Origin of the sequence: Chitinophaga sp. (genome assembly GCF_035761305.1) — a bacterium.
GTDB lineage: Bacteria > Bacteroidota > Bacteroidia > Chitinophagales > Chitinophagaceae > Chitinophaga.
This window is the reverse complement of sequence record NZ_DASTRI010000013.1, coordinates 1-21445: the sequence shown is the minus strand read 5'-3', so window position 1 is coordinate 21445 and position 21445 is coordinate 1. Positions and strand designations below refer to the sequence as shown.

Sequence of the window (21445 nt, the reverse complement as noted above, 5' to 3'; positions counted from 1 at the left end):
TTTACTTCTGGCAGGAGCCGTTGCAATTACTGGCCAACATAAAACAGGTGCTGAAACCCGGCGGCCGGCTGGCCATTGGCATCCGCAGCAAAGCCTTTATGGAACAGCTGCCCTTTACCCAATACGGCTTTACGCTGTACGACGCCGGCAAAGCCACCACGCTGCTGCAGGAAGCCGGCTTTGCCCTGCAGCAGGTAGTGGAGGAAAAAGAAGAAGTGGTAAAGGTGATGGAAAAAGAGCTGCAAATGGAAAGGATCATCATTATTGCAGGTAACAGTAAATAATACAGGTTAAATGGCAAGCCCTCTTAATTCATGGTCATTACAATGCTAAAGCATTCCATTTTGCAGCGCAGATACGTTCCACTTTAAGGTATTTGAATTTACACTGCAGCAGTTAAACACACTTCAATCCGTAATTATTCGCATTCATAATTATTTCAATTGCGCTTTCCGCAAGAGCGGAACGGGCAATGCACCGCTTCGCGGGTCGCAATTGACAATTCGTAATTATTTCTTCAGCAGCTTATTCTTCACAATCTTCTCCAGCACCGCATCCTTCATGCTACGCGAAACCGGTACCTGGTATTTGCCCAGCTCAATGAGGTTGCCTTCAATACTGGTAATTTTGGCCGCATTTATCACAAATGATTTATGCGTTTGAATAAAGCCGGGATCTGTAATGCACTCCAGTACCGACTTTAACGTGGTATGTGTTATATAGCGGGTTTGTGCCGTGTAAATGCTCACATAGTTCTCCATCGCCTCTATGTACACAATATCCGCCCAGGATATTTTTACCAGCTTATCATCTGTTTTAATAAACAGGTGGTCGGCAGCCGGCGGCGCTGTTTGCCGGAAAAGGTCGTAAGCGCGGTTCACGGCTTTCAGGAAGCGCTCAAAGGAAATAGGCTTCAGCAGGTAGTCTACCGCTTCCAGCTCAAAGCCTTTCAGGGCATACTGCTCATAGGCGGTGGTAAAGATCACCTTCGGCGGGTTAGAGAGGCTTTGCAGCAGCTCTACCCCGCTGATGTAGGGCATCTCAATATCCAGGAACAGCAGGTCTACCGGCTGCTCGCGCAGCAGGTTGTTGAGCGATACCGCATCTTCACACACCCCTGCCAGCTCCAGGAAATTCACTTTTTCCACGTACCCTTTAATCCCTTTGCGGGCCATTGGCTCATCGTCTGTTATTACACATTTTAGCTTTAGCATAACCCTATGTTTAATTGAGCGGTAAAACTTTGCCCGTTATCTGTAATGTTCAGCGCATGGCGGTTGGGATATAACAGGGCCAGGCGCCGGCGCAGGTTTTCCAGCCCAATACCGCTCCTGTCCTTACGCTCCGGTATAATGTCTGGTTTGGCATTGCTTACGCAAAATTGCAGCTGCCCATCCTCCAGCCGGGCGCTGATGCTGATCCAGTAAGCGCCGCCGGTATATTTGAACGCATTTTCCACCAAGGGTAATAACAGCAGCGGGTACACCTGCTGACCGTTCAGCGCATTATCAAATGCCACCCGCAGATCCAGGTGGTCGTTCATACGGCTTTTCTGCAGCCGGATGTAAGACTGCAGGTATTGCAGCTCCTGGCGTATAGACACCTGCTGCTGCTGGTCATACAGCTGGTAGCGCAGCAGCTCCGACAGTTCCTCTATGGTTTGTTTGGCGCGGCTTACATCCTCATCCATCTGGAAATACACCGTGTTCAGCGCATTAAACAAAAAATGCGGATGGTATTGCGCTTTCAGGAAGCGTAATTCTGTTTGCAGCTGCTGGTTGCTGATCTTTTCTATCTGCAGCTGCTGCTCATAGCTTTTTCTCATGGAAGCATTGCCTCTTATGAGCGCATAGTACAACAGCAGGTATAACAGCGGTATCAGGTAAATATCCACAGCATCGTACCAGGTGATCCCGTCGTCGGTAAGGGCGGCCATAGGTGTAATGAATATGGTGCTCACCAGCTCTACGTACAGCGCTACAATAGCAAACTCCTTTATCAGGCTGCGGTAGCGCATGGGCGCGTTAAACCCGCGCTGGTTCTTTTCCAGCAATTTGTGGATGCCCCACAGGTAAACATAGCTTGATACGGTCACTACTGCTATTTCTGTGGCATTGAGCGCCCAGGGACGCAGCCAGAACCGGGTACCGGTAATTACGTCATTCACCAAACGGATGCTGGTATAAATGAGCAACCCGTAAACAACCGGGAATATTAAGCGCCACCATTTATGCTGCATAGTCATGAAATTAAGCAAAGATCATCAACTTTTTTATTGTACTGCCAGCTCCGGTATCTTTTGCAGCACCGGCTTTTCCGCTGCGGCAACCGGCGCCTTTTTCTCTTTGGGCCTCATACCAAACAGGAAGCGGGTAAGCGCAAACGGCTGTATGAACACATGGTAAATACCCATGCTCACCAGTAAAGAGGTAGCGGCAATAAACATATACTTCATACCAATACTGTCGTTTGTTTTTACCACGTACCAGGCAATCATTACAATCACGGTCTGGTGCAGGATGTAAAAGGGGTAAATGGCCTGGTTAATATAATCCATCGCCTTTACCTTGCGGTGCAGGTATTTTTTTGCATATCCTACCAGCGCAAATACCCAGCACCACGAGTTTACCGGGTGTTTGGAAAGGTACAGGAAAGATAGCAGCCGATGCTGTTCCCAGTCCGGCGCCCAGTTGCTCAAACCAACGTTATTCCAGCGCAGGTAGTTAATAAAGCCCAGGCAAATAAGGGCCATACCCATGGAAAAACGGCGGTTCCGTTCAAGGCTGTCCAGCAATGCGGGCTGCAGCATGCATATAAACCCGATCAGCACAAACAGCATCCAGTAAACGAAAAAGCAGCGGTCGTGCACCAGGTCACCGGTCATGGGATATTTCAGCACGGTTTGTGAAAACCATATGGCGGAAGGAAGCATAAGCAGGTAAATATTTTTGCCGCGGGCAAAAAACAGCAGCTTATCGCGGAAAGCGCGGGCCCGTTCGGAAACCGCCCATGCAAAAAAGGGCGTGAGCACCACATCATATACCAGCAGGTAGGCAATAAACCACAGGTGATGCCAGCTGGTATTCCCCTTGGGGTAAGGGTTCATTTTAAAGATAGAGGGGTAAAATTCCCAGAAATTGCCTTTAAAGCCCTGGTTCAGCCGCTCCAGGTATATCTGTGGCGGCACTATCAGCAGCATGCCTACCAGCAGGGGTATGAACAGCCGGCGGAAGCGCAGCAGCATAAAGCCTTTGGCATTCTTTTTCGTTACCATGAACCACGACACGGTTCCGGAAATAAAGAACAGCAGGTGCATGCGGAAACGGCTCAGCCAAAAGGCAAATTCAGACAGCACATCACTTTGCGTGGCATTATTCACATGCCAGGGATCATCTGTCATAAAAGGGCGGGCGGAGTGGAACAGCAGCACGCCAAATATTGCTGCTATGCGCAGCCAGTCGATATAAGTTTGCCGGTTAGTGGGTTGCATCTTTTTTTTTAGCAAACCTAGTAACTGCAGCTCCCTTGTAACGGCTGGTTTTGACCACCTGCAATTTTAGGGTGACATAATGCGGGGCGGGCCATTACTTATCTGCTGTAGCTGTCTTTTACCATACTGTTGCCTCACTTGCACAATGCAGGCAGCGGCTTACAGCTGCAGGTACACTTTCCCGTTTTCCTCCGTTAACGTATACACCTTAATGCCCTGCTGCGCGGGGCCTGCCTTTCGCTGGCCGGTGTTTACGTCAAACTGCGACCCGTGCCAGGGGCATTGCACCGTGCCGCATATCAGCGCTCCGCCTGCCAGCGAGCCGCCTTTGTGTGTACACGAGTCATCAAAAGCCACATACCCCTCCGCTGTTTTACCTATGACAATGCGTTTATGATGCACATGCACCAGCTTCATCTGATCTGTCTTTAGCTCATTGCTGGTAGCTACCTGTATTTTTTGCTGGTCGCCGGCAAAACGTTCCTCTTTCCACTTGCCCGCGCCGGCATAACGGGTAAAAATGCCTATCTGGTTACGGTACACCAGGGTGCCACCCATCCAGCCGGCAAAGCCCAGCAGCACAACACCTGTTATTTCCAGCAGCAGAATCACGAAGGCCGGTACCGCCGGGTTGCGTTTCAGCAGCCAGGCAACAACAAACAATAGCAGGTTCAGCACATTTAATATACCGTGCTTCGCTGCCCGCTTTTTGCCGGAGCTTTTGGGCGGTACGGTAAACAGGAAATCAATAAAGCCCGGTATGGCGGCCAGCAGGGCGGTAGTAATGCCCGCAATTTGCATACAGGTAGCGGCAAAAGCAAAATCATAGCGGTCGCTCGCCAGTGCCAGTATATCAAATAAAAGGGTGCCTATAAAAAATGCTATGGGAAAGCCAACCAATATGGGATGGATCGGGTGTCCCTTGATATGTGCCGTACTTTTCATAACAGTAAGATGGTTTTGGTGTACAAAAGCTACATCAAAAAGTTTACCTGTTTATAAATGGTAAATACGGGGCGCCATTCAAGAGGCTGTATAACAAGCGCCTGTTTGCCGGCCTGATCTGGTTGCGGCACGCTGCATATTTTTCCTGCAGCCGCCAGGTGGCCGGGCATTTGTAGTCTGCCTGTGACGGTACAATTCCCAATCCCTACCTTTGGGTTAAATAGTTGCGTTATGTACATCAAGTCCATAGAGCTCTGTTCCGCCAACATCCAGCAAACAGCTGGTTTTTATACCACCACGCTGCAGTTGCCGCTGCTGCACCAAAGCAGCAAGGGCGTAACCTTTGCCGCCGGTAATACCCTGCTTACTTTTAAACAATATACACAGCCTGCCAGCCCGGTATATCATTTCGCATTCAATATATCGCCCAACCAGCTGGCGGCAGCCGTGGGCTGGGCCCGGGAAAAACTGGCGCTGCTGCCGGTTACACCTGGTAATATAATTGCCGACTTTGAGCAATGGCATGCGCATGCCTTTTACTGTTACGATAACAATGGGAACATCCTGGAGTTCATTGCCAGGCACGATTTGCCGGAAGCCGCCACTACTGCCTTTTCAGGAGCAGCCGTGCTTAGCATCAGCGAAATAGGGATTGTTACAGATAATGTATCAGGCTGCATGCAGCAGCTGATGACGGAATGCGGGCTGCCGGTTTTTGCCAGGCAGCCGCCCAAAGAAAATTTTACGGCCCTGGGAGATGATCATGGTTTGCTGATCATTTCTGAAAGCAACCGGCATTGGTTCCCCACAGAAGTGCCGGCGCAGCGCTTTCCCGTAAAAGTGGTGCTGCAGCAGGGAGGGCATATCCGGGAGCTGACGGTATAAACATTAACCAAATACACACCACATGAGTAAATTTGTTATTACCAAAAGCTCCAACGGGGAGTACCGTTTCAAATTAAAAGCAGGTAACGGAGAAGTAATCCTGATAAGTGAAGGCTATAACGCAAAAGCCGGCTGTAGCAATGGTATTGAATCCGTAAAGGAGAACTCCCAGGTAGACGCCAGGTATGAAAAAAAGACCGCTGCAAGCGGCAAACATTATTTTGTATTGAAGGCCGGTAACGGACAAGCGATCGGCCACAGCGAGATGTATGAAAGTATATCCGGCCGGGATAACGGGATTAATGCGGTAAAAAGCAACGCCCCTGCCGCCGTGGTAGACGATCAATCTGTTTAATTTACGCAAGTCCAGTGGCCCGTTAGCTGCAGCAACTGGCGGGCCTTTTTTATTTTATAACCCGCCCATACCAATCCGGCCAATATAGCCACCATTCCATGCAAATCAATCAAGCTAAATCTTATCAAAAAAATACTTGCTCCTGTCAAGTAATTTAGCTTACTTTACAGCATGGGAAATGAAGTAATAAACACCATCCGCGACTTTAACAGGTTTTACACTGCCATACTTGGAGTGGTAAACAACCATATCCTGGAAAGTGAATATTCCCTTACAGAAGCAAGGATCATTTATGAGCTGAGCTGTTCCGGAGCGCTTACCGCCAGGGAAATAAAAGAAAAGCTGGAGGTAGACGAAGGATATATGAGCCGCATTGTTGCCAGGTTTGTGAAGAATGGCCTGCTGCGCAAAAAGCAGCTGATAAACGATAAAAGGGCCTATACCCTGGAGCTTACGGCAAAAGGTAAAAAGATGGCTGATATAATTGATCAGCAATCCAACGTGCAGGTAGCAAACCTCATTCAGCATTTAAGTAAAACGGAACAGCAAAAACTGGCGCATTTAATTGCGCAGGTAAAAGCGCTGCTGACCAGGAAATAAAAGCACCCATGACAAACTTCTATATCAAAACAGCCGGTACTGCGGATGAATACGAGCAGGGCAAAATGTTGTTTGAGGAATATGCAGGTTCTCTGAATTTTGATCTCGCGTACCAGGACTTTAAAAAAGAGCTGCACAACATTAACCGGCAGTATAAATCCCCCGAAGGCGCGCTGCTGCTATGTTTTACAGCTGGTGCAAATGCCGTTGGGTGCGCAGGCGTACGCAAATTTGAAGCAGGGGTGGCCGAGCTGAAACGCCTGTATGTAAAACCGGCTTACAGGAGCCTGAAAATCGGGAAACAATTACTGGAAGCAGCCATCAGTACCGCCAGGCAGCTCAATTATACCTGCATCCGGCTGGACACTGTACCCGGGCAGGCAAAGGCGCAGGAGCTGTACCGCCGCCTGGGATTTTATGAAATACCGTCCTACCGGTACAGCCCCATTGCCGGAACGCTTTATTTCGAAAAAAAGCTGGTTTAAAGCAGCGGGGCCAGTACCATTTGCCGGCCCTGTGCCCGGCACCAAATTTACTGTCCAAATATCACTTTTCAGGGGGGCAAAATGGAATTTCCGGTGGGTTGATCCGGACAGGGCAAATGCCTTACCTTTATAAAAAGGATTTTCCATGAAACACCTCACTATAATAGTCCCCGACGGACAAAATAACCTGAGCAGCATCGTGGGCGCCTATAAAATATTTACCCGGGCCAATGAGTACTGGAAAGAAACCGGCAGAAAAGAGCTGTTTAAAATAACACTGGCCGGTATTTCAAAAGAAGTGGACTTTTACGACGGCCTGTTTACCGTGAAACCGCATACCCATGTTTCAGCCATCGCCCAAACCAATCTTATTATTATTCCTTCATTAAACCATAATTACCAGAAAGCCATGAAAGGCAATAAGCTGCTGGTTGACTGGATTGCGGAACAGTACAAAAACGGCGCCGAAATAGCCAGCATATGCACCGGGGCATTTTTGCTGGCGTCATCAGGCCTGCTCAACGGGAAAAGCTGCTCTACACACTGGGCTGCTGCAGATACTTTCAGAACCCTGTTCCCGAAAGTGCATTTACAGGAAGATAAGCTGATCACCGATGAAAATGGCATTTATACCAATGGCGGCGCTTATTCTTTCCTGAACCTGGTGCTTTACCTGGTAGAGAAATATTACGACCGGCAAACAGCCATTTTTTGCTCCAAAGTGTTCCAGATTGAAATGGACCGCCAAAGCCAGTCGGCCTTCATAATATTCAAAGGCCAGAAACTGCACGGTGATGATATGGTGAAAAAAGCGCAGGATTATATTGAGCACAACCTGCACGAAAAAATATCTGTTGAAGCGCTGTCCTCCAGGTTTGCTGTAGGCCGGCGCAACTTTGACAGAAGGTTCATTAAGGCAACTGGCAACACGCCTGTTGAATATGCGCAGCGGGTAAAAATTGAATCCGCCAAAAAAGCGCTGGAAACCAGCCGCAAAACCATTAATGAGGTAATGTATGAGGTAGGTTATTCCGATGTAAAAGCATTCCGGGAGGTGTTCAGGAAAATCACGGGAATGTCGCCCCTGGAATATAAGGAGCGGTATAACAAGGAAGCCCTGGTTTAAAATCTATTTCAACGATCTCAGGTATTTTAATGATTGCGGAATTTGCGCCGCAGCATCGGGCGCCTCATCTTCTATATAATATCGCTGCACGCCGGCTTTAACAGCCGCCCTCAATACCTCCGGCCAGCTTACCTGCCCTTCGCCGGCGGCAACGCTGGTGCTGTCCGGTGCGGCGCCGGTATAATCCCAAGTGGCAGCGCCCCATTGCAGGTCTTTTATATGCAGCGATGAAAAACGGCCCGGGTATTTATTCAGCAGCAAAGCTGCATCCGCACCGCCTCTTGCAGCCCAGAACACATCCAGCTGAAAGCTGATATTTTCTTTGCGGGTGTGCTGCACAATATAATCAAACAAAGTGCCCTCTTCCGACGGAACAAATTCATAGCCATGCGGGTGATAAAAGAAATGCAGCCCCGCTGCCCGCAGCCTGGCGCCGGTTTCGTTCATAAAGGCGGCAGCCTTCACGGCAGCATCCTTATCAAATTTGTCGTGCGGCATCCATGCAAAGCCCACACTCGTAATGCCAAAGCTTTTTGCTTCTTTAATAATGCCCGGCAGGTCGGTTTTATACCGGCTGTAGTCAAATAAAATGCTGGTTGGCTGAAGACCCGCTTTCTGCAATGCTGCTTTAAACTGCGCGGGCGTAAGGTTATAGTAGCCGGGGATCTCCACTTCGTTAATCCCCATTTGTTTGATCATTGCCAGCGCGGCCGGCACGTTTTTTTTCATCTCTTCGCGGAGGCTGTAAATCTCCAGGCCATACCTGCTATACAGTGCCGTAAGTGAGGGCAATCTTTTACCGGTACCGCGCTGTAAAAAAACATCTATCCCCGGCGTTTGCCAGTTATAAGGCTTGTTCAGTATGTCAATGTCGCCGTCCCCGTCAAGATCACCGGGTTTTGACTCATGAAAACCCATTCCCTTCCGGAATACAACAGGGGTAAAATTGCCTTTGCCGTCACCGTAAAAAATATAAGCAATTGCATCCGGGTTGTCAGGCGTTGCTTTACTTTCGGTCCACTTAGCCATTTCAGCGGCGAAAATATCCAGGTTGCCATCGCTGTTAATATCGGCAATCGCCAGGGTGTGGCCATGTACAAAATCCCTGTCTGTTAGTTTATGCTCAATCCATGCCGCGGAGTCCTCCGGGTTGCCGGTGCATTCATACCAGCAAACCGGTCCAATGCCATCGCCCGGCGCAGTAACTATCTGCATGGTTTTACCCGGCTTTAATTTGCCTGCCGCTACCCTGCCGCCAATGCGGGCTACATGCACCGGCTTAAAAACGCCGTTGCCTTTATACTTAAACCAAAGGTTGCCTGCCAGCAGGTCCGGGTAGCCGTCGCCATCAATGTCGGCAGCAGCTGCGCCTTCGGGGTACCACGATTGCCTGCTGCCGGCGTCCCCGCTGAAGATCACTTTTGTTTGCCATGCAGGGATGTTCCTGGGATCATCCGGTAAAAAAGCAATGTTAAGTGTATTATTGCCCTGGTTCCAGAATGCCAGCTGCGGTTTGCCGGTTTGCATAAAGTCGGCAATGGCCTGGTCATGATGCTGGTGTGCGCCGCTGGTTTTAATGGTATGCCTTATCCATGCAATGGCAGTATCGTAATGCGGGTAAGGATTTTCCCACCACCATATTTCAGGGCCCTGCCAGTCCTGCCCGTAAATAAGATCCGGATCACCGTCATTATCCACGTCATAGCAAACGCCGCCGGCTTCAATGGTTTTGAGGTTCTTTTCCAGCACATAGCGCCGCCAGCCTTTAACAGTACGCCGGTACCACACCAACGCAGGCGCCGCCTTCCGGCAGCTTAGCACAAAGTCGTTCACACCATCTTTATCAATATCTGCAATCATTGCCGAAGTTTGTTCGGTGCTGGTCCACGGAACCGGCAAATCGCCTGTTTTGCTTGATAAATGCTGCCACTGCGCCTTTTGCCGGCAATACAAAAGCGTGGGTAAAAGAAAAAGGAAGGCTAATAAGCAAGGGCCTTTTGAAACCGTTAGCGGGTGCATATTGAACCGGATTTTCAAATACGTTTTTATTCAGCAGCTGCAGTAAGCCAACGCCGGCAGTCTGTGTACGCCTGTACGGGGTAAACTTCATCAACGTTTCAGCAGCCGTTGCTGAATCACTTTCATTACAGCTTCACGATAATTGCGGCTGATAGGTAACGACTTGCTGCTGATCTTAATCTCATTTCCCTCTATGGCTTCAATCTTTGCGCCGTTAATGAGATAAGACTGGTGTATCTTAATAAAATCGCCTGCGGGCAGCTGCGCTTCCAGGCTTTTCATGGTAAGATAAGTGATAATCCTTTTGTTTTCAGTATAGATGCTTACATAATTTCCTACGCTTTCAGCATAAAGAATGTCTTTCAGCTCAATCTTTTCAATCCGCTTATCGCTTTTAATAAAAATGTAGGAATCCGGGATGGTTGTTGTTTTAAATTTCAGCTGGTGAAAATCCCTGGCCTTTTGTACGCCTTTTAAAAAGCGGTTAAAGGCAAAAGGTTTAAGCAGGTAATCAATAATATCCAGCTCGTAGCCTTCAAGCGCGTATTTGGGAAAAGCCGTGGTTAAAATTGCCATTGGCGGCGCCTGCAGCTGCTGCAGGAACTGCAGCCCCGAAACCTTCGGCATTTCAATATCCAGGAAAATAAGGTCAATGATATTGGCCGACAGGAATGCTTCGGCTTTTACGGCATTTTCAAATTTTCCCTGCAGGTCTAAAAAAGGCACCTGGTCAATAAACTCATGCAGGATTTTACGCGCTACCGGTTCGTCGTCTACAATAATACAGCTGATTTTTTTCATAGCGCTAACTTTAAATGAACATGGTAAAGGGGTGGCTTATTCTGAATATCCAGCTGGTAACGGTGCTTATACAATAGCTCCAGCCGCCTTACGGTATTGGTAAGGCCAATGCCGCCGGCACTGGCTGCTGCTTCCTCAAACGAGTTATCACAGGTAAATTGCAGGCTGCCGCCCTCCTCTTTCAATGCAATAGTGATGTAGTTGCCGGTATTGTTATCCCTGGACGCATGTTTGAAAGCATTTTCAACAAAGGCCATAAAAATTAAGGGGGCAATTTTCAGGCTGCCGTTCTCGCAGCTGATCTGCAGGTTCACTTCCATATTCTCATTGCTGCGGGCCTTCTGCAGCGCTACATAATTTTGCAGGTATTTAGCCTCCTTTTCCAGCTCAATCATCTCTACATCCGCCTCATACAAATTGTAGCGCAGCAGATCGGTAAACTGTATCATAATATCGCGCGCTCCGCGGTTGGTTTTGTCAATGTACCCATAAACAGTATTTAACCCATTAAACAAAAAATGCGGGTTTATCTGCGAGCGCAGGTATTTAAGCTCGTTTTGCAGCTGGCTGATCTGGATGTTCTTAACCTGCTCCTGCTGCTGCGACCACTGCTCCGTAATATACAGCATTGATACAATCACGTTGCAGCAAAGCGCATATACAAAGGTGTCCCACACCCCTGCGCTTCTGCCAATGGGCGCATCATGCAGCAGCACGCCATGAATAAACTGGTTGTAATTATTGATCAGGAAGGTGAACAAAAAAATGAGCAGCAGCAACACGCCTGCATACCATCCAAACCGTCTTTTCTCCAGCAGGCGGGGTAATAATAGTTTCCTGTTCGTGAATATGAGCAGCGCAAAAAAGGAAAAGTGCACCAGAACGGTGAGCAGGTAGGAAAAACAGGCAATCACACTATCCCCTTCATAAACCGGCTTCTCAATTACCAGTGCGCCGATGTAAGCCACAAAAAAAAGCAGGTAAGCAGTTGTTCTTTTTAAAATCATGGCTTTAGCAGTCGTTTTCCATGATAAATATATCTGATTGGCCTGAAAAGTTAAAAACAACTTTGCGGGACAGTACGGGTTATCAGGTAAAAGTGAGCAATTATCCGGCGCGCCCTGCCTGTTATCACATAAATTTTTCCGCGAGCATTGCCTGAGCGACCTTTACAACTGAATCTAAACCATTTATAATGGCAAAAGTTATACAATTTGGCGAACAGGTAGCAGGTTATGAGATCCCCGTGCTTAATGAAAGAGAAATACGGGCAGCGGCAGGGCTGCTGTTCCTGGTAATTTTTATGGCGCTGATATTCATTCTTTTCCGGGGCAACTTTTTATTAGCCAAGTATGCCATTACCCTGTTCCTGACCGATTTTCTTATCCGGGTATTTATCAGCCCCAGGTTCTCCCCTTCCCTGATTATTGGCCGCCTGGTTGTGCGCAACCAGGTGCCGGAATATGTAGGCGCTAAACAAAAGAAATTTGCCTGGACAATTGGTGTTTTACTGTCAGGCACCATGTTCATACTTATGGTGTTGATAAACTCCTACAGCCCCATTACCGGCCTGATATGCCTGGCGTGCCTCATCTTCCTTTTCTTTGAATCCGCTTTCGGTATTTGCCTGGCCTGTAAGCTTTATGCTTTCTTTTTCAGGGAAAAGGTGCAGTACTGCCCGGGAGAGGTATGCGATGTAAAGTCGCGGCACGCTATACAAAAAACATCCGGGTCGCAGCTCGCGGTAGTGTTGGGATTTGTTGCCTATATCTTCCTTATGGGTTTACTGTTTAATAACCAGTTCCATAAAGAACCGCATAACCTGTTTGGCGCCGGTAGCGCGGGGCAGCAACCGGTTAAAACGCAGGCTTTACGGTAACAATGCTTTAACCAATGCGTAACCTGGCAACTTTGGAACCACTGGAGGAGTATTTCTCCGCATTCCGGCAGCATGTTATAGGCCTGCATCAAACGTTTGAGTCCCCGTTCGGCGTAAAGGAAATTGTATATGCCGACTGGACGGCAAGCGGCCGGGCTTACCGGCCTATTGAAGAATACCTGCAAAAAGAGGTGCTGCCTTTTATGGCGAATACGCACACCGGCGCATCTGCTACCGGAACACGCATGTCTGAAGCATACGAAGCAGCTAAAAGCATTATCAAAGGCCATGTGCATGCAGGCAGCGATGATGTGCTGATCTTTTGCGGAAGCGGCATGACCAGCGCCGTAAATAAGCTTCAAAGAATATTGGGCCTGAAAATACCGGAGCGTATAAAAGATTACCTGGAAAACGGCAGCGACAATTTACGTATAGACGAAACATTAAGACCGGTTGTTTTTGTAACGCACATGGAGCATCACAGCAACCACATTTCCTGGCTGGAAACAATTGCCACTGTTGAAATTATTAAGCCGGATGCGCGGGGGAATGTAGATATGGAGCATCTCAGGAGCATGCTGGAGCAGTATAAACACAAAAAATACAAAATAGCCGCTATCACTGCCTGCTCAAATGTAACAGGCATCCAAACACCCTATCATGCAGTTGCAAAGTTAATGCATGCCTTTGACGGCCTGTGTTTTGTTGATTACGCTGCTTCCGCCCCCTATGTACACATTAACATGCATCCTGCGGAGCAGGGAGCGCATTTAGACGCCATCTATTTTTCAGGGCATAAATTTTTAGGTGGCGCCGGCACACCCGGCATACTGGTATTTAACAAAAAGCTATACCGCAACCAGGTGCCCGACCAGCCGGGAGGCGGCACCATTATTTACAGCAATCCGTGGAAGGTGCATGAATATACAGCCGGTATAGAACAGCGGGAAGACGGCGGCACCCCGCCCATTTTACAGGGAATTAAGGCCGGCATGTGCATCCGGCTGAAAGAGATAATGGGTGTTGACCATATGCTGCAACGCGAAAAAGAGCTGGTGGAAATGGCCCTTGAAAGATTTTCGCGCATCCGTAACATTAAAGTATTGCAGGAAAATGCAACAGACCGGCTGGGAATTATTTCATTCATAATAGCAGATGCGCATTACAACCTTATTGTTAAGCTGCTGAACGATCGTTTCGGCGTCCAGGTCAGGGGCGGCTGCTCCTGCGCAGGCACTTACGGGCATTTTCTTTTACAGGTGGAGGAAGCGCCGTCTTATCACATGCTGCAGGCCATCCGTTCGGGCAACCTGTTGTGCAAACCGGGATGGATCCGGTTATCCCTCCACCCTGTTCTCACAAACGCAGCGCTTAACTATATTATGGATGCCATTGAAGAAACAGCCGGTTGTTTTCCGGAATGGGCAAAAGCATACGCCTATGACCCTGTTCTGAATGAATACCTGTTTAAAGGAGAAACGCAATATAATTACCGGCATGCCGCCTTCTGATGTGCAGCAGGCCCCTGTACATACCTTTTCCGTTAACTGTCCGTATTGTAACAGCAGGTGTCCGGGATCGGACATTTACCGCAGCTACGTATATAATAACACGTTGTATCTCAATATCCTGTGTTTTTGGCGCAGTTGATGTACTGCCCTGTTACTTCATTTGCCTAACCATGATCAGGAACTTCCTAAAAATCGCCTGGCGCAATTTGTCCTCCAACAAATTATTCAGCGCATTAAATATTTTCGGACTTGCCGTAGGACTGGGCGTTGCCATCCTGCTTTCGCTCTTCATCATCCAGGAGCGCTCTTTCGATGCGGTTCCCAACCGGGATAAGATTTTCCGGTATCTCGCGCACGTTAATTATGACGGCAGCAACGCCATATGGGCGGGTGTGCCCAATTCAATAGGCCCCACCGTGAAGGACAACCTCCCGGAAGTAAAGCTGTCTGCCCGCACCCTGCTGAATGAGTTTGGCCAAAATGCAAACTTCAGCATCGGCGATAACACCTATATAGAAAACCGGTTGTATTGGGCCGACCCGGATGTTGTGGAGATCTTTGATCTCCATTTTATTTATGGCGACAAAAAAACAGCGCTCAGGGAACCCAATACCATCCTGCTTTCGGAAAGCAAGGCCAAACAATACTTTGGAAAGGAAAATCCCCTTAACAAAACCATTGAGTTTAACAGGAGCACACCGCTTAAGGTAACCGGTGTGTATGCGGATCTTCCGGTAACAGGCACGTTTGATGCGCAGCTGATCGGGTCATTCAGCACCACAAGCTTCTCCAAACGCCTCACATGGGACAACGCCAGCTTTGAAACCTGGATCATGCTCCGGGATAAAAACGACCGGCAGCAGGTGGAAGCCTATTTGCCTAAAATGCTCAGGGAGCATGTGGGCGCCCAGGGCACGTATTACACCCTGGCCCTGCAGCCTTTGGCCGATGTACATTTAAATTCTCCGGGCATTGACGCATACAGCGAGCGGAAAGGCGACGCCGGCCGGCTCCGGCAGCTCAGCTACCTGGCTATTGCACTGCTGCTGATGGCGGCCATCAACTATATGAACCTGGCCACGGCAAGGGCGCAGCAACGCAGTAAGGAAGTGGGCATCAGCAAAGCCCTTGGCATCAGCAAAAAAGGGCTTATCGGTAAATTTTATGCAGAAACGGCGTTGCTCACGCTTATATCCATCATCTTCGGGTTAATATTCGCCTCATTCAGCATTCCGCTGTTCAACGCATTGTCCGGCAAAACATTATTGTATACTACCTTGTCGCACCCGGTTTTCTGGATAGGCCTGCCGGTATTATGGCTGTCAATTACGCTGGTTTCGGGTCTTTACCCGGCCCTGATCCTTTCATCCTATACGCCCATGGAGGCGCTTCAAAAAGGGAAAGTTGTAAGAAAGGGCTCCGTGCCTTTCCGCCATGCGCTGGTGGTGCTGCAGTTTAGCATCAGCATTATTCTTATCGTAGGCGTTATTATCATGTACATCCAGATGAACTATGTGAGCCAGCGGAAGCTGGGCTATAACCCTGAAAACGTGATCGCCATCGGGTTAAATTCGCTAAAAAGCCAGCAGGAGCTTGATGCATTGAAGAACAGTGTAAGTGCGTTAAGCCCTACCCTGCACACGGCGCTGTCACAGGCGTTTCCGGGCAAGGGCGAAAACGGACGCGCCATTCATAAAGATGCCGCTGATAAGCAGGGCGCATTGCTTTATTCCAGCATGGTAATTGGCGACATTCAAAAGGTGCTGCAGCTCAAAATGCTGGCCGGAAGAATGGTTAAAGAATGGTCGCGGGGCGATACTACAAAGGATGGCGTTCCCAACTTTGAAGTGGTGCTCAACAAAAATGCCGTGGATTACCTTGGTCTTACACCTGAACAAGTGGTGGGCACAAAGGCCCGGGTTGACCTGGGCGATCATACCACCGTAGTAGGCGTAGTGGATAATTTCAACTATGCATCCCTGCACACTCCCATCAAGGCATACTCTTTTACCAATGCTCCTAATGCCCTCCGTTACCTGATGGTCCGCTTCAAAACAGGTAATTTAAAAGAAACGTTACATCAATATGAAGCCGCTTTCAAAAAGGTGATACCCGATGCGCCGTTTGACTATACCTTTCTCGACAGCCAGCTGAAAAGCCTTTACCTGGCCGACCAGCAGACGGCTTCGGTGCTGCTGGCCTTTTCAGTGCTGGCCATTTTTGTGGGCTGCTTGGGATTGTTTGGCCTGGTTACTTTTATCGCGGAAAAACGTACCAAGGAGATTGGTGTACGGAAAGTACTGGGCGCTTCTGTGCCTTCATTGGTACAGCTGCTGTGCATTGACTTTGTTAAGCTGGTGATAGCAGCTTTCATTATTGCCTGCCCCGTAGCTTACTGGGGGTTTGGCAAGTGGCTTGACAATTTCGCCTATCGTATAGACATCCAGTGGTGGATGTTTGCCCTGGGAGGATTGATAGCTGTGGTGATAGCAATGTTCACCGTTTCTACGCAGGCCATCCGCGCAGCATTGGTTAACCCCGTGCATTCATTGCGGAATGAGTAGGCGGGTATTTGATGCTGCAAACAGCATTGCTTTAGCAGTAGGACAGCTTGTAATCTACATCCGGTAGCGACTGTACTGATTTAAATATTGTTTGACAGCATTTCAGATGTGCGGCATAGTATCGATGGCCGGCTGTTGTTATTTTGTTAGTTACCATTACCTTCTCCGGTCAAAAGCCAGCGTAGCTGTATGCATACAGCGTTTTCATCGCAGCCCTGGATTAAGCTGGTCAAGATTATCAATAAGTATAAAAAGGTAACTTTCCCCATTTACCTTTACAGGCAACCCTTTTCAATAAGGCGGCCTGCATATGCCCGAAATGGCCGGTTAACCATACTTCCACACAACACATTTTATCAACCCAATCATAATTATCATCGGTAGCGCGGCTGCACAAATATCAAAAAGTACAAAACTTATTTACCAATAGACAAATGCGCAATCATGCAATTGGCTAGTTTTGATAACGAACTAATTACACTGCGTTATGAAAAACAACCTTACCAATGAGCAAATTGCTCAATACCAATCCGACGGCTTTCTCGTAATTGAAGACTTTCTCAGTGAAACCGAACTTGCCTTTTGGCGCGATGCGCTTGATGAAGCGGTTAAAAAACGGGGCGGTAACAAGCTGCCAAACAGAAAGGAAGTTTATGGAAAGGGCGACGATGCTGATAAAGCTTATTATGACAACGTTTTTTCGCAGCTCATCAATCTTTGGCAGGATAATGAGAAAATGCGTGAGATTATGCTGGATGCGCGCCTGGGAGAAATGGCCGCAAAGCTCGCCGGTGCAGAAGGCATCCGGATCTGGCATGACCAGGCGCTGATTAAGCAGCCCTGGGCCAATCCCACCTCATGGCATTTAGATACGCCCTACTGGTCTTTCAGCGACAGGAGAGCGTTATCCATCTGGGTGGCTTTAGATGACGCTACCTATCACAATGGCTGCCTGTTTTTTATTCCCGGCTCTTATCATAAAACAACCTTTGAAAATCCGGGCATCGGTAAAAATATGGGCGCCATCTTCACAGTTTACCCTGAATTTAAAAATGCGCCATCGGTGCCGGCGGTGATGAAAGCAGGCAGCTGCTCCTTTCACAACGGGCTAACCATACATGGCGCACTGCCCAATATGACCGCCGGTTACCGCAGAGCCATGACCTGCGCGTATATGCCCGACGGCAATACCTATAATGGCATTCAGAATATATTAAGCGATGAGCAGATCAAAAATCTGAAAGTAGGCGACCTGTTAAACGACGACACTATAAATCCGCTGATTTACCGGCGCTGATGCCGCCGCGCCGGTGCAAACCATAATTATGGAAATCAGGATATTATCCCCCACCTGGGGGCTGGAACATTTGGGTTATGAAAAGATGCTTAAGAAGATCTTTGCCGCAGGGTATGACGGGCTTGATACCTGGATCCCGCAGGACCCGGATGATAAAAGAGCCTTGTTCGATTTTTTATCATCCGGGAATATCACATTGGTAACGCACCAGTACAGGGCTGCCGGCAGCACCTTCAAAGATTTCAAAAGATCTTTTTTGGAGGAGCTTAAAAGCTGCGCGGAGCCGAAACCTCTTTTGATCAACTCACATACGGGTAAAGACCACTTTACGAAAAAGCAGCTGCTGGAGCTCATTGATATTGCCGCGGAGTTTTCCGATAAAACAGGCATTACCGTTGCGCATGAAACGCACCGGGGCCGGCTGGGTTACAGCCCGCAATCTTATCACGAACTGGCAGCGCTGCGCAGCCGGTTCCCAATAACAGCCGATTTTTCACACTGGGTGTGTGTTACAGAAAGCATGCTTGAAAACTTCGGGCCTGCTTTAAAACTGGCCATCCAAAACATCGTGCACATACATGCGCGGGTTGGTTATGAAGAAGGTCCGCAGGTTACAGATCCGCGTGCCGCGCAATGGAAATATGCGGTAGACGCATTCTCGGGATGGTGGGATGAGATGGTAGCAGCAAACAGGCAGCAGCACCGTCCGGTGCTAACAATTACAACAGAATTTGGGCCGGCTCCCTACCTGGTTCATCATCCGGCCACTGGGGCGCCTTTAGTGGATCAGTTTGAGATTAATTGCTACATGAAAGACTATTTAAAGCGCCGCTATCAGTCAGGCTGCCCGGGTTGATAGGCACTTTTTCTGAAAGCGTTCGGCGACAACCCATTTTTTATTTTAAAAAGCTTGGAAAAATAAAATACCGAGTCGAAGCCGGTTTGTTCGGCCACTTCATTAATATTTAACGCGGTTGAAGCTAACAGATCTTTTGCGCGGTTGAGCCTTATATTAATGTGGTATTGGTTGGGAGATTCGCCCGTGATTTTCCTGAATGCTTTCCTGAATGATGAATAGCCCATCGGCAGCTGCCGGGCCAGCTCCTCCATGTCAACATGATTTTCAAGCGATTCATGTAAAAGGAACTGGGCCTTGGAGATTAAGCGGCCAACAGGATCGTTGTCGAACGCTTTATGCACCGCTACAGTATGAATTAAGCCCAGGAGCTGCAGCGTAATCCCGGCCAGTTGCTGCGGGTAACCGGTTAATGATTCCTTGACCGTGTCAATAAGCCTGCGGAAGAGGATCAGGATGTCTTTGTTCAGCCGGATATTTATGAAAGGTGTGGAGGTATTAAAAAAGCCTTTTGCCATCAGCTGCTGTGCATAATACCCGTTAAAGCCAACCCAATACTCCTCCCATCCCAGTTTTATATCCGGCTTATAGCGATGCCAAACCTGCGGAAATAAAAAAAAGCAGGTACCTTCTTCCACTTCGCTTGCGGGCATTGCCTTTGAGTCGTATACCCCTTTACCTTTAGCAATAAAAACCACGTAAAAGTCATTTAAAATCCGCCCTTTGTTCCAGATCAGCTCATTGCTTTGCGGGTGCGGCTGGTTGGGATAAGCCTCATTGGGTTCCACTTTTGAATATCCGACGGAGGTTACGTATAACCCCCACTTTTCCTCAACAGGCCCGATTTTTAAATACTTGAAGAATGTGTTGTTCATGACTACGAGGCGGAAGCCGGTTAATAATTAAATTTCATACACATACATCCGATTAATCGAATTATGCAGGGAATGATGAAAAATAATTATTTTTCGCAACTCTTAACTGTTTTTCACGACAGAAGGACTCCGGAGGAAGGATATTTAATCGGATATGGTGCCATAATTAACAGCCGGCCGGCGGGAACCGGAAGAATGATAAAACCAACAAGCGTCTTAAAAATAGCCGACGGCACTATCGACGTAACGCCTTGTGACCGGACTGCGCCGGGTTCGAGTCCCCAATCATCAAAAAGCAAGCAGCTATTCTGCCGGGAGCCTGCAAAACAACATAATCAGCGTGTATGGGCACGACATGAGTTGGCGCGATATCTCCGCCCGTATCAAGGGATAGGTACGATACGGAAATACCGGCCGCCACCCTGTCATTCCCCCAGTTAAATCCTACATACCCTATAACGTGTTCGTTCAGGGATCTATTTATTCTTTCGTTTTTTTTTGCAACCGCTGATATATCTAATAAGAACTAAATTGTGTCTTTGTTAATAACTTCCCGTCCCTCAATTGCATTTCGCCAGCATATCTGCCAGAGCCTTTGCGCCATCCAGGCTTGTTGCTATCATTTTATCATTCAGGCTATTTACAACTAGCGGGCAGTGTTGATATAGCTCTTTAGCCACTTTCTGCTGGGAAATAATATCAGAAAGTGTGTACCCGGCATTTCTTTCATTTGGCTTAATAACATAGGAACCGGATGATGTATATGTAGGCTCCTTATACACTGAATACTTTTGGTTCGCATATACCTTTTCCAGGAAATAATTGCCATTCATGTCCAGCGATGCCGCTCTGAGCAGCTTGGCTAAGCTTCCGGCTTGATAAACACCGGTTCGAAGCGCCGGTTTCCCGTAATAAAGAACTGTGCACTGCCTGGCTTAAAAGTTTCATAAGATTTACCGTCCCTTCCAGGCCTTATTATTACTGTCTTACCCAGTCCTAGTTGTTCAATTTGTGTTTTGTCCTCCTTTACATAGGAAATTGATATTTTCCCTTTCAGGGTATCACCTTCGTTGGTGACGATAAATCCATCCTCATTCCTTATATTCAATGATTGCAAGGCTTTCAGCTGATCTTCCTCCTGTTGCTGCAGTTTCTCTACACGCGCTTCTTCGTCAACAGCCACGGCCTTACGGGCCGCTTCAAGAGGAGAACCTAGTCCTGTAAGATCTATTGTTGTTGCCGAATTGTGCAGTACGGTAAGCAACGAAAGAGGAATGTAATACCTGGGAAACATTCCGACGGGCAGGGTTTCTTCCGCCATCTTATTGAGCATATAATACGATTTATAGTACTGAAGGGATTTTTCGGAATTGCCTCCTATTAGGTAACAGGCCGCAATATTCCAAAAGTAGAAATCCTGAATTCTCTTTCGACGGCTTTTGTTGTTCTTAAACTGATCCTCCAGTGAGGCGCCTATTTGCAGGCAGGCGTCAATAGCCTGTTTCCTCGTTTCTTCAAAGCTGAAATCTGTTATTGCATTCTTTAGCTTCCCCATCTCAGCAACCATTTCGGGATAGTCCTGCTGATCTTTCCCTGCTATGTTATACAATGTGAAATATTGTCTCGGGATGGAATATTCACCGTATCCTACAGCTAGGATATCGGCGGCAATTTCCAGGCATTTATATAATTCATTAAACTCCATCCTGGTGTAAATTGCCTGTTCATTATCCGCAAAGAATTTATTGCAATCCGCC

19 protein-coding genes and 1 pseudogene are annotated in these 21445 nt (G+C 48.1%); 11 read left to right on the top strand and 9 right to left on the bottom strand.

Annotated elements, in window-relative coordinates; all coding sequences use genetic code 11:
- Positions 1-284, top strand: a pseudogene (locus VFS25_RS01760) (hypothetical protein); the annotation flags it as partial.
- A 225-nt stretch (positions 285-509) separates the two neighbouring features.
- Here VFS25_RS01760 and VFS25_RS01755 read toward each other — a convergent pair.
- From VFS25_RS01755 to VFS25_RS01740, 4 genes are all read right to left on the bottom strand, one after another.
- On the bottom strand, positions 510-1214 hold the full coding sequence (locus VFS25_RS01755) for a LytTR family DNA-binding domain-containing protein (RefSeq protein WP_326460393.1): 705 nt from the start codon (positions 1212-1214) through the stop codon (positions 510-512).
- Positions 1208-2239: a sensor histidine kinase gene (locus tag VFS25_RS01750; RefSeq protein ID WP_326460392.1), complete on the bottom strand. Its 1032-nt coding sequence runs from the start codon at positions 2237-2239 to the stop codon at positions 1208-1210. The genes VFS25_RS01755 and VFS25_RS01750 overlap by 7 nt, the downstream gene beginning before the upstream one ends.
- A gap of 33 nt (positions 2240-2272) precedes the next feature.
- Complete coding sequence (locus tag VFS25_RS01745) at positions 2273-3490, bottom strand: acyltransferase family protein (RefSeq protein ID WP_326460391.1); 1218 nt, start codon at positions 3488-3490, stop codon at positions 2273-2275.
- A gap of 159 nt (positions 3491-3649) precedes the next feature.
- Positions 3650-4435, bottom strand: a complete 786-nt coding sequence (locus VFS25_RS01740; protein WP_326460390.1) for a DUF2231 domain-containing protein — start codon at positions 4433-4435, stop codon at positions 3650-3652.
- 231 nt (positions 4436-4666) lie between these two features.
- Between VFS25_RS01740 and VFS25_RS01735 the strand changes: the two genes are divergently transcribed.
- From VFS25_RS01735 to VFS25_RS01715, 5 genes are all read left to right on the top strand, one after another.
- Positions 4667-5320 carry a hypothetical protein gene (locus VFS25_RS01735; protein ID WP_326460389.1) on the top strand — a complete coding sequence of 218 codons (654 nt, stop codon included), beginning with the start codon at positions 4667-4669 and terminating at the stop codon, positions 5318-5320.
- A gap of 22 nt (positions 5321-5342) precedes the next feature.
- Entirely contained in the window at positions 5343-5675 is a 333-nt protein-coding gene (locus VFS25_RS01730) for a YegP family protein (RefSeq protein WP_326460388.1), read from the top strand.
- 171 nt (positions 5676-5846) lie between these two features.
- Positions 5847-6275 carry a MarR family winged helix-turn-helix transcriptional regulator gene (locus tag VFS25_RS01725; protein WP_326460387.1) on the top strand — a complete coding sequence of 143 codons (429 nt, stop codon included), beginning with the start codon at positions 5847-5849 and terminating at the stop codon, positions 6273-6275.
- Between the two features lie 8 nt (positions 6276-6283).
- On the top strand, positions 6284-6760 hold the full coding sequence (locus VFS25_RS01720; protein ID WP_326460386.1) for a GNAT family N-acetyltransferase: 477 nt from the start codon (positions 6284-6286) through the stop codon (positions 6758-6760).
- A 145-nt stretch (positions 6761-6905) separates the two neighbouring features.
- Positions 6906-7886, top strand: coding sequence for a GlxA family transcriptional regulator (locus tag VFS25_RS01715; protein WP_326460385.1), 981 nt, complete (start codon positions 6906-6908; stop codon positions 7884-7886).
- A 3-nt stretch (positions 7887-7889) separates the two neighbouring features.
- Here VFS25_RS01715 and VFS25_RS01710 read toward each other — a convergent pair whose 3' ends face one another.
- The 3 genes from VFS25_RS01710 to VFS25_RS01700 all read right to left on the bottom strand — a co-directional run bounded on the left by VFS25_RS01710 (position 7890) and on the right by VFS25_RS01700 (position 11713).
- Positions 7890-9746 (bottom strand): FG-GAP-like repeat-containing protein, encoded by a 1857-nt coding sequence (locus tag VFS25_RS01710; protein ID WP_326460384.1) that lies wholly within the window; start codon positions 9744-9746, stop codon positions 7890-7892.
- 249 nt (positions 9747-9995) lie between these two features.
- A complete protein-coding gene (locus tag VFS25_RS01705; protein ID WP_326460383.1) occupies positions 9996-10706 on the bottom strand; it encodes a LytTR family DNA-binding domain-containing protein in 711 nt (236 codons plus the stop codon).
- Positions 10703-11713 carry a sensor histidine kinase gene (locus VFS25_RS01700; protein ID WP_326460382.1) on the bottom strand — a complete coding sequence of 337 codons (1011 nt, stop codon included), beginning with the start codon at positions 11711-11713 and terminating at the stop codon, positions 10703-10705. Before VFS25_RS01700 ends, VFS25_RS01705 begins: the two co-directional genes overlap by 4 nt.
- A gap of 188 nt (positions 11714-11901) precedes the next feature.
- On the opposite strand from VFS25_RS01700, the gene VFS25_RS01695 reads away from it, so the two are divergent.
- From VFS25_RS01695 to VFS25_RS01675, 5 genes are all read left to right on the top strand, one after another.
- Entirely contained in the window at positions 11902-12585 is a 684-nt protein-coding gene (locus tag VFS25_RS01695) for a DUF4395 domain-containing protein (RefSeq protein WP_326460381.1), read from the top strand.
- A gap of 32 nt (positions 12586-12617) precedes the next feature.
- Positions 12618-14096 (top strand): aminotransferase class V-fold PLP-dependent enzyme, encoded by a 1479-nt coding sequence (locus VFS25_RS01690; protein ID WP_326460380.1) that lies wholly within the window; start codon positions 12618-12620, stop codon positions 14094-14096.
- A 170-nt stretch (positions 14097-14266) separates the two neighbouring features.
- On the top strand, positions 14267-16660 hold the full coding sequence (locus VFS25_RS01685) for an ABC transporter permease (protein ID WP_326460379.1): 2394 nt from the start codon (positions 14267-14269) through the stop codon (positions 16658-16660).
- A gap of 487 nt (positions 16661-17147) precedes the next feature.
- Entirely contained in the window at positions 17148-17957 is an 810-nt protein-coding gene (locus VFS25_RS01680; protein WP_326460378.1) for a phytanoyl-CoA dioxygenase family protein, read from the top strand.
- A gap of 28 nt (positions 17958-17985) precedes the next feature.
- Positions 17986-18813 carry a hypothetical protein gene (locus VFS25_RS01675; RefSeq protein ID WP_326460377.1) on the top strand — a complete coding sequence of 276 codons (828 nt, stop codon included), beginning with the start codon at positions 17986-17988 and terminating at the stop codon, positions 18811-18813.
- Here the strand turns inward: VFS25_RS01675 and VFS25_RS01670 are convergent.
- A complete protein-coding gene (locus tag VFS25_RS01670; protein ID WP_326460376.1) occupies positions 18792-19688 on the bottom strand; it encodes an AraC family transcriptional regulator in 897 nt (298 codons plus the stop codon). The two genes, VFS25_RS01675 and VFS25_RS01670, sit on opposite strands and share 22 nt — an antisense overlap.
- Positions 19689-20550: 862 nt before the next feature.
- Positions 20551-21445: hypothetical protein (locus VFS25_RS01665; protein WP_326460375.1), on the bottom strand; the 895-nt coding region annotated here is incomplete at its 5' end.

Coding starts and splice junctions, on each gene's coding strand:
- VFS25_RS01755 (WP_326460393.1), bottom strand. CDS start 1,214: ATGCTAAAGCTAAAATGTGTAATAACAGACGATGAGCCAATGGCCCGC.
- VFS25_RS01750 (WP_326460392.1), bottom strand. CDS start 2,239: ATGCAGCATAAATGGTGGCGCTTAATATTCCCGGTTGTTTACGGGTTG.
- VFS25_RS01745 (WP_326460391.1), bottom strand. CDS start 3,490: ATGCAACCCACTAACCGGCAAACTTATATCGACTGGCTGCGCATAGCA.
- VFS25_RS01740 (WP_326460390.1), bottom strand. CDS start 4,435: ATGAAAAGTACGGCACATATCAAGGGACACCCGATCCATCCCATATTG.
- VFS25_RS01735 (WP_326460389.1), top strand. CDS start 4,667: ATGTACATCAAGTCCATAGAGCTCTGTTCCGCCAACATCCAGCAAACA.
- VFS25_RS01730 (WP_326460388.1), top strand. CDS start 5,343: ATGAGTAAATTTGTTATTACCAAAAGCTCCAACGGGGAGTACCGTTTC.
- VFS25_RS01725 (WP_326460387.1), top strand. CDS start 5,847: ATGGGAAATGAAGTAATAAACACCATCCGCGACTTTAACAGGTTTTAC.
- VFS25_RS01720 (WP_326460386.1), top strand. CDS start 6,284: ATGACAAACTTCTATATCAAAACAGCCGGTACTGCGGATGAATACGAG.
- VFS25_RS01715 (WP_326460385.1), top strand. CDS start 6,906: ATGAAACACCTCACTATAATAGTCCCCGACGGACAAAATAACCTGAGC.
- VFS25_RS01710 (WP_326460384.1), bottom strand. CDS start 9,746: ATGATTGCAGATATTGATAAAGATGGTGTGAACGACTTTGTGCTAAGC.
- VFS25_RS01705 (WP_326460383.1), bottom strand. CDS start 10,706: ATGAAAAAAATCAGCTGTATTATTGTAGACGACGAACCGGTAGCGCGT.
- VFS25_RS01700 (WP_326460382.1), bottom strand. CDS start 11,713: ATGATTTTAAAAAGAACAACTGCTTACCTGCTTTTTTTTGTGGCTTAC.
- VFS25_RS01695 (WP_326460381.1), top strand. CDS start 11,902: ATGGCAAAAGTTATACAATTTGGCGAACAGGTAGCAGGTTATGAGATC.
- VFS25_RS01685 (WP_326460379.1), top strand. CDS start 14,267: ATGATCAGGAACTTCCTAAAAATCGCCTGGCGCAATTTGTCCTCCAAC.
- VFS25_RS01680 (WP_326460378.1), top strand. CDS start 17,148: ATGAAAAACAACCTTACCAATGAGCAAATTGCTCAATACCAATCCGAC.
- VFS25_RS01675 (WP_326460377.1), top strand. CDS start 17,986: ATGGAAATCAGGATATTATCCCCCACCTGGGGGCTGGAACATTTGGGT.
- VFS25_RS01670 (WP_326460376.1), bottom strand. CDS start 19,688: ATGAACAACACATTCTTCAAGTATTTAAAAATCGGGCCTGTTGAGGAA.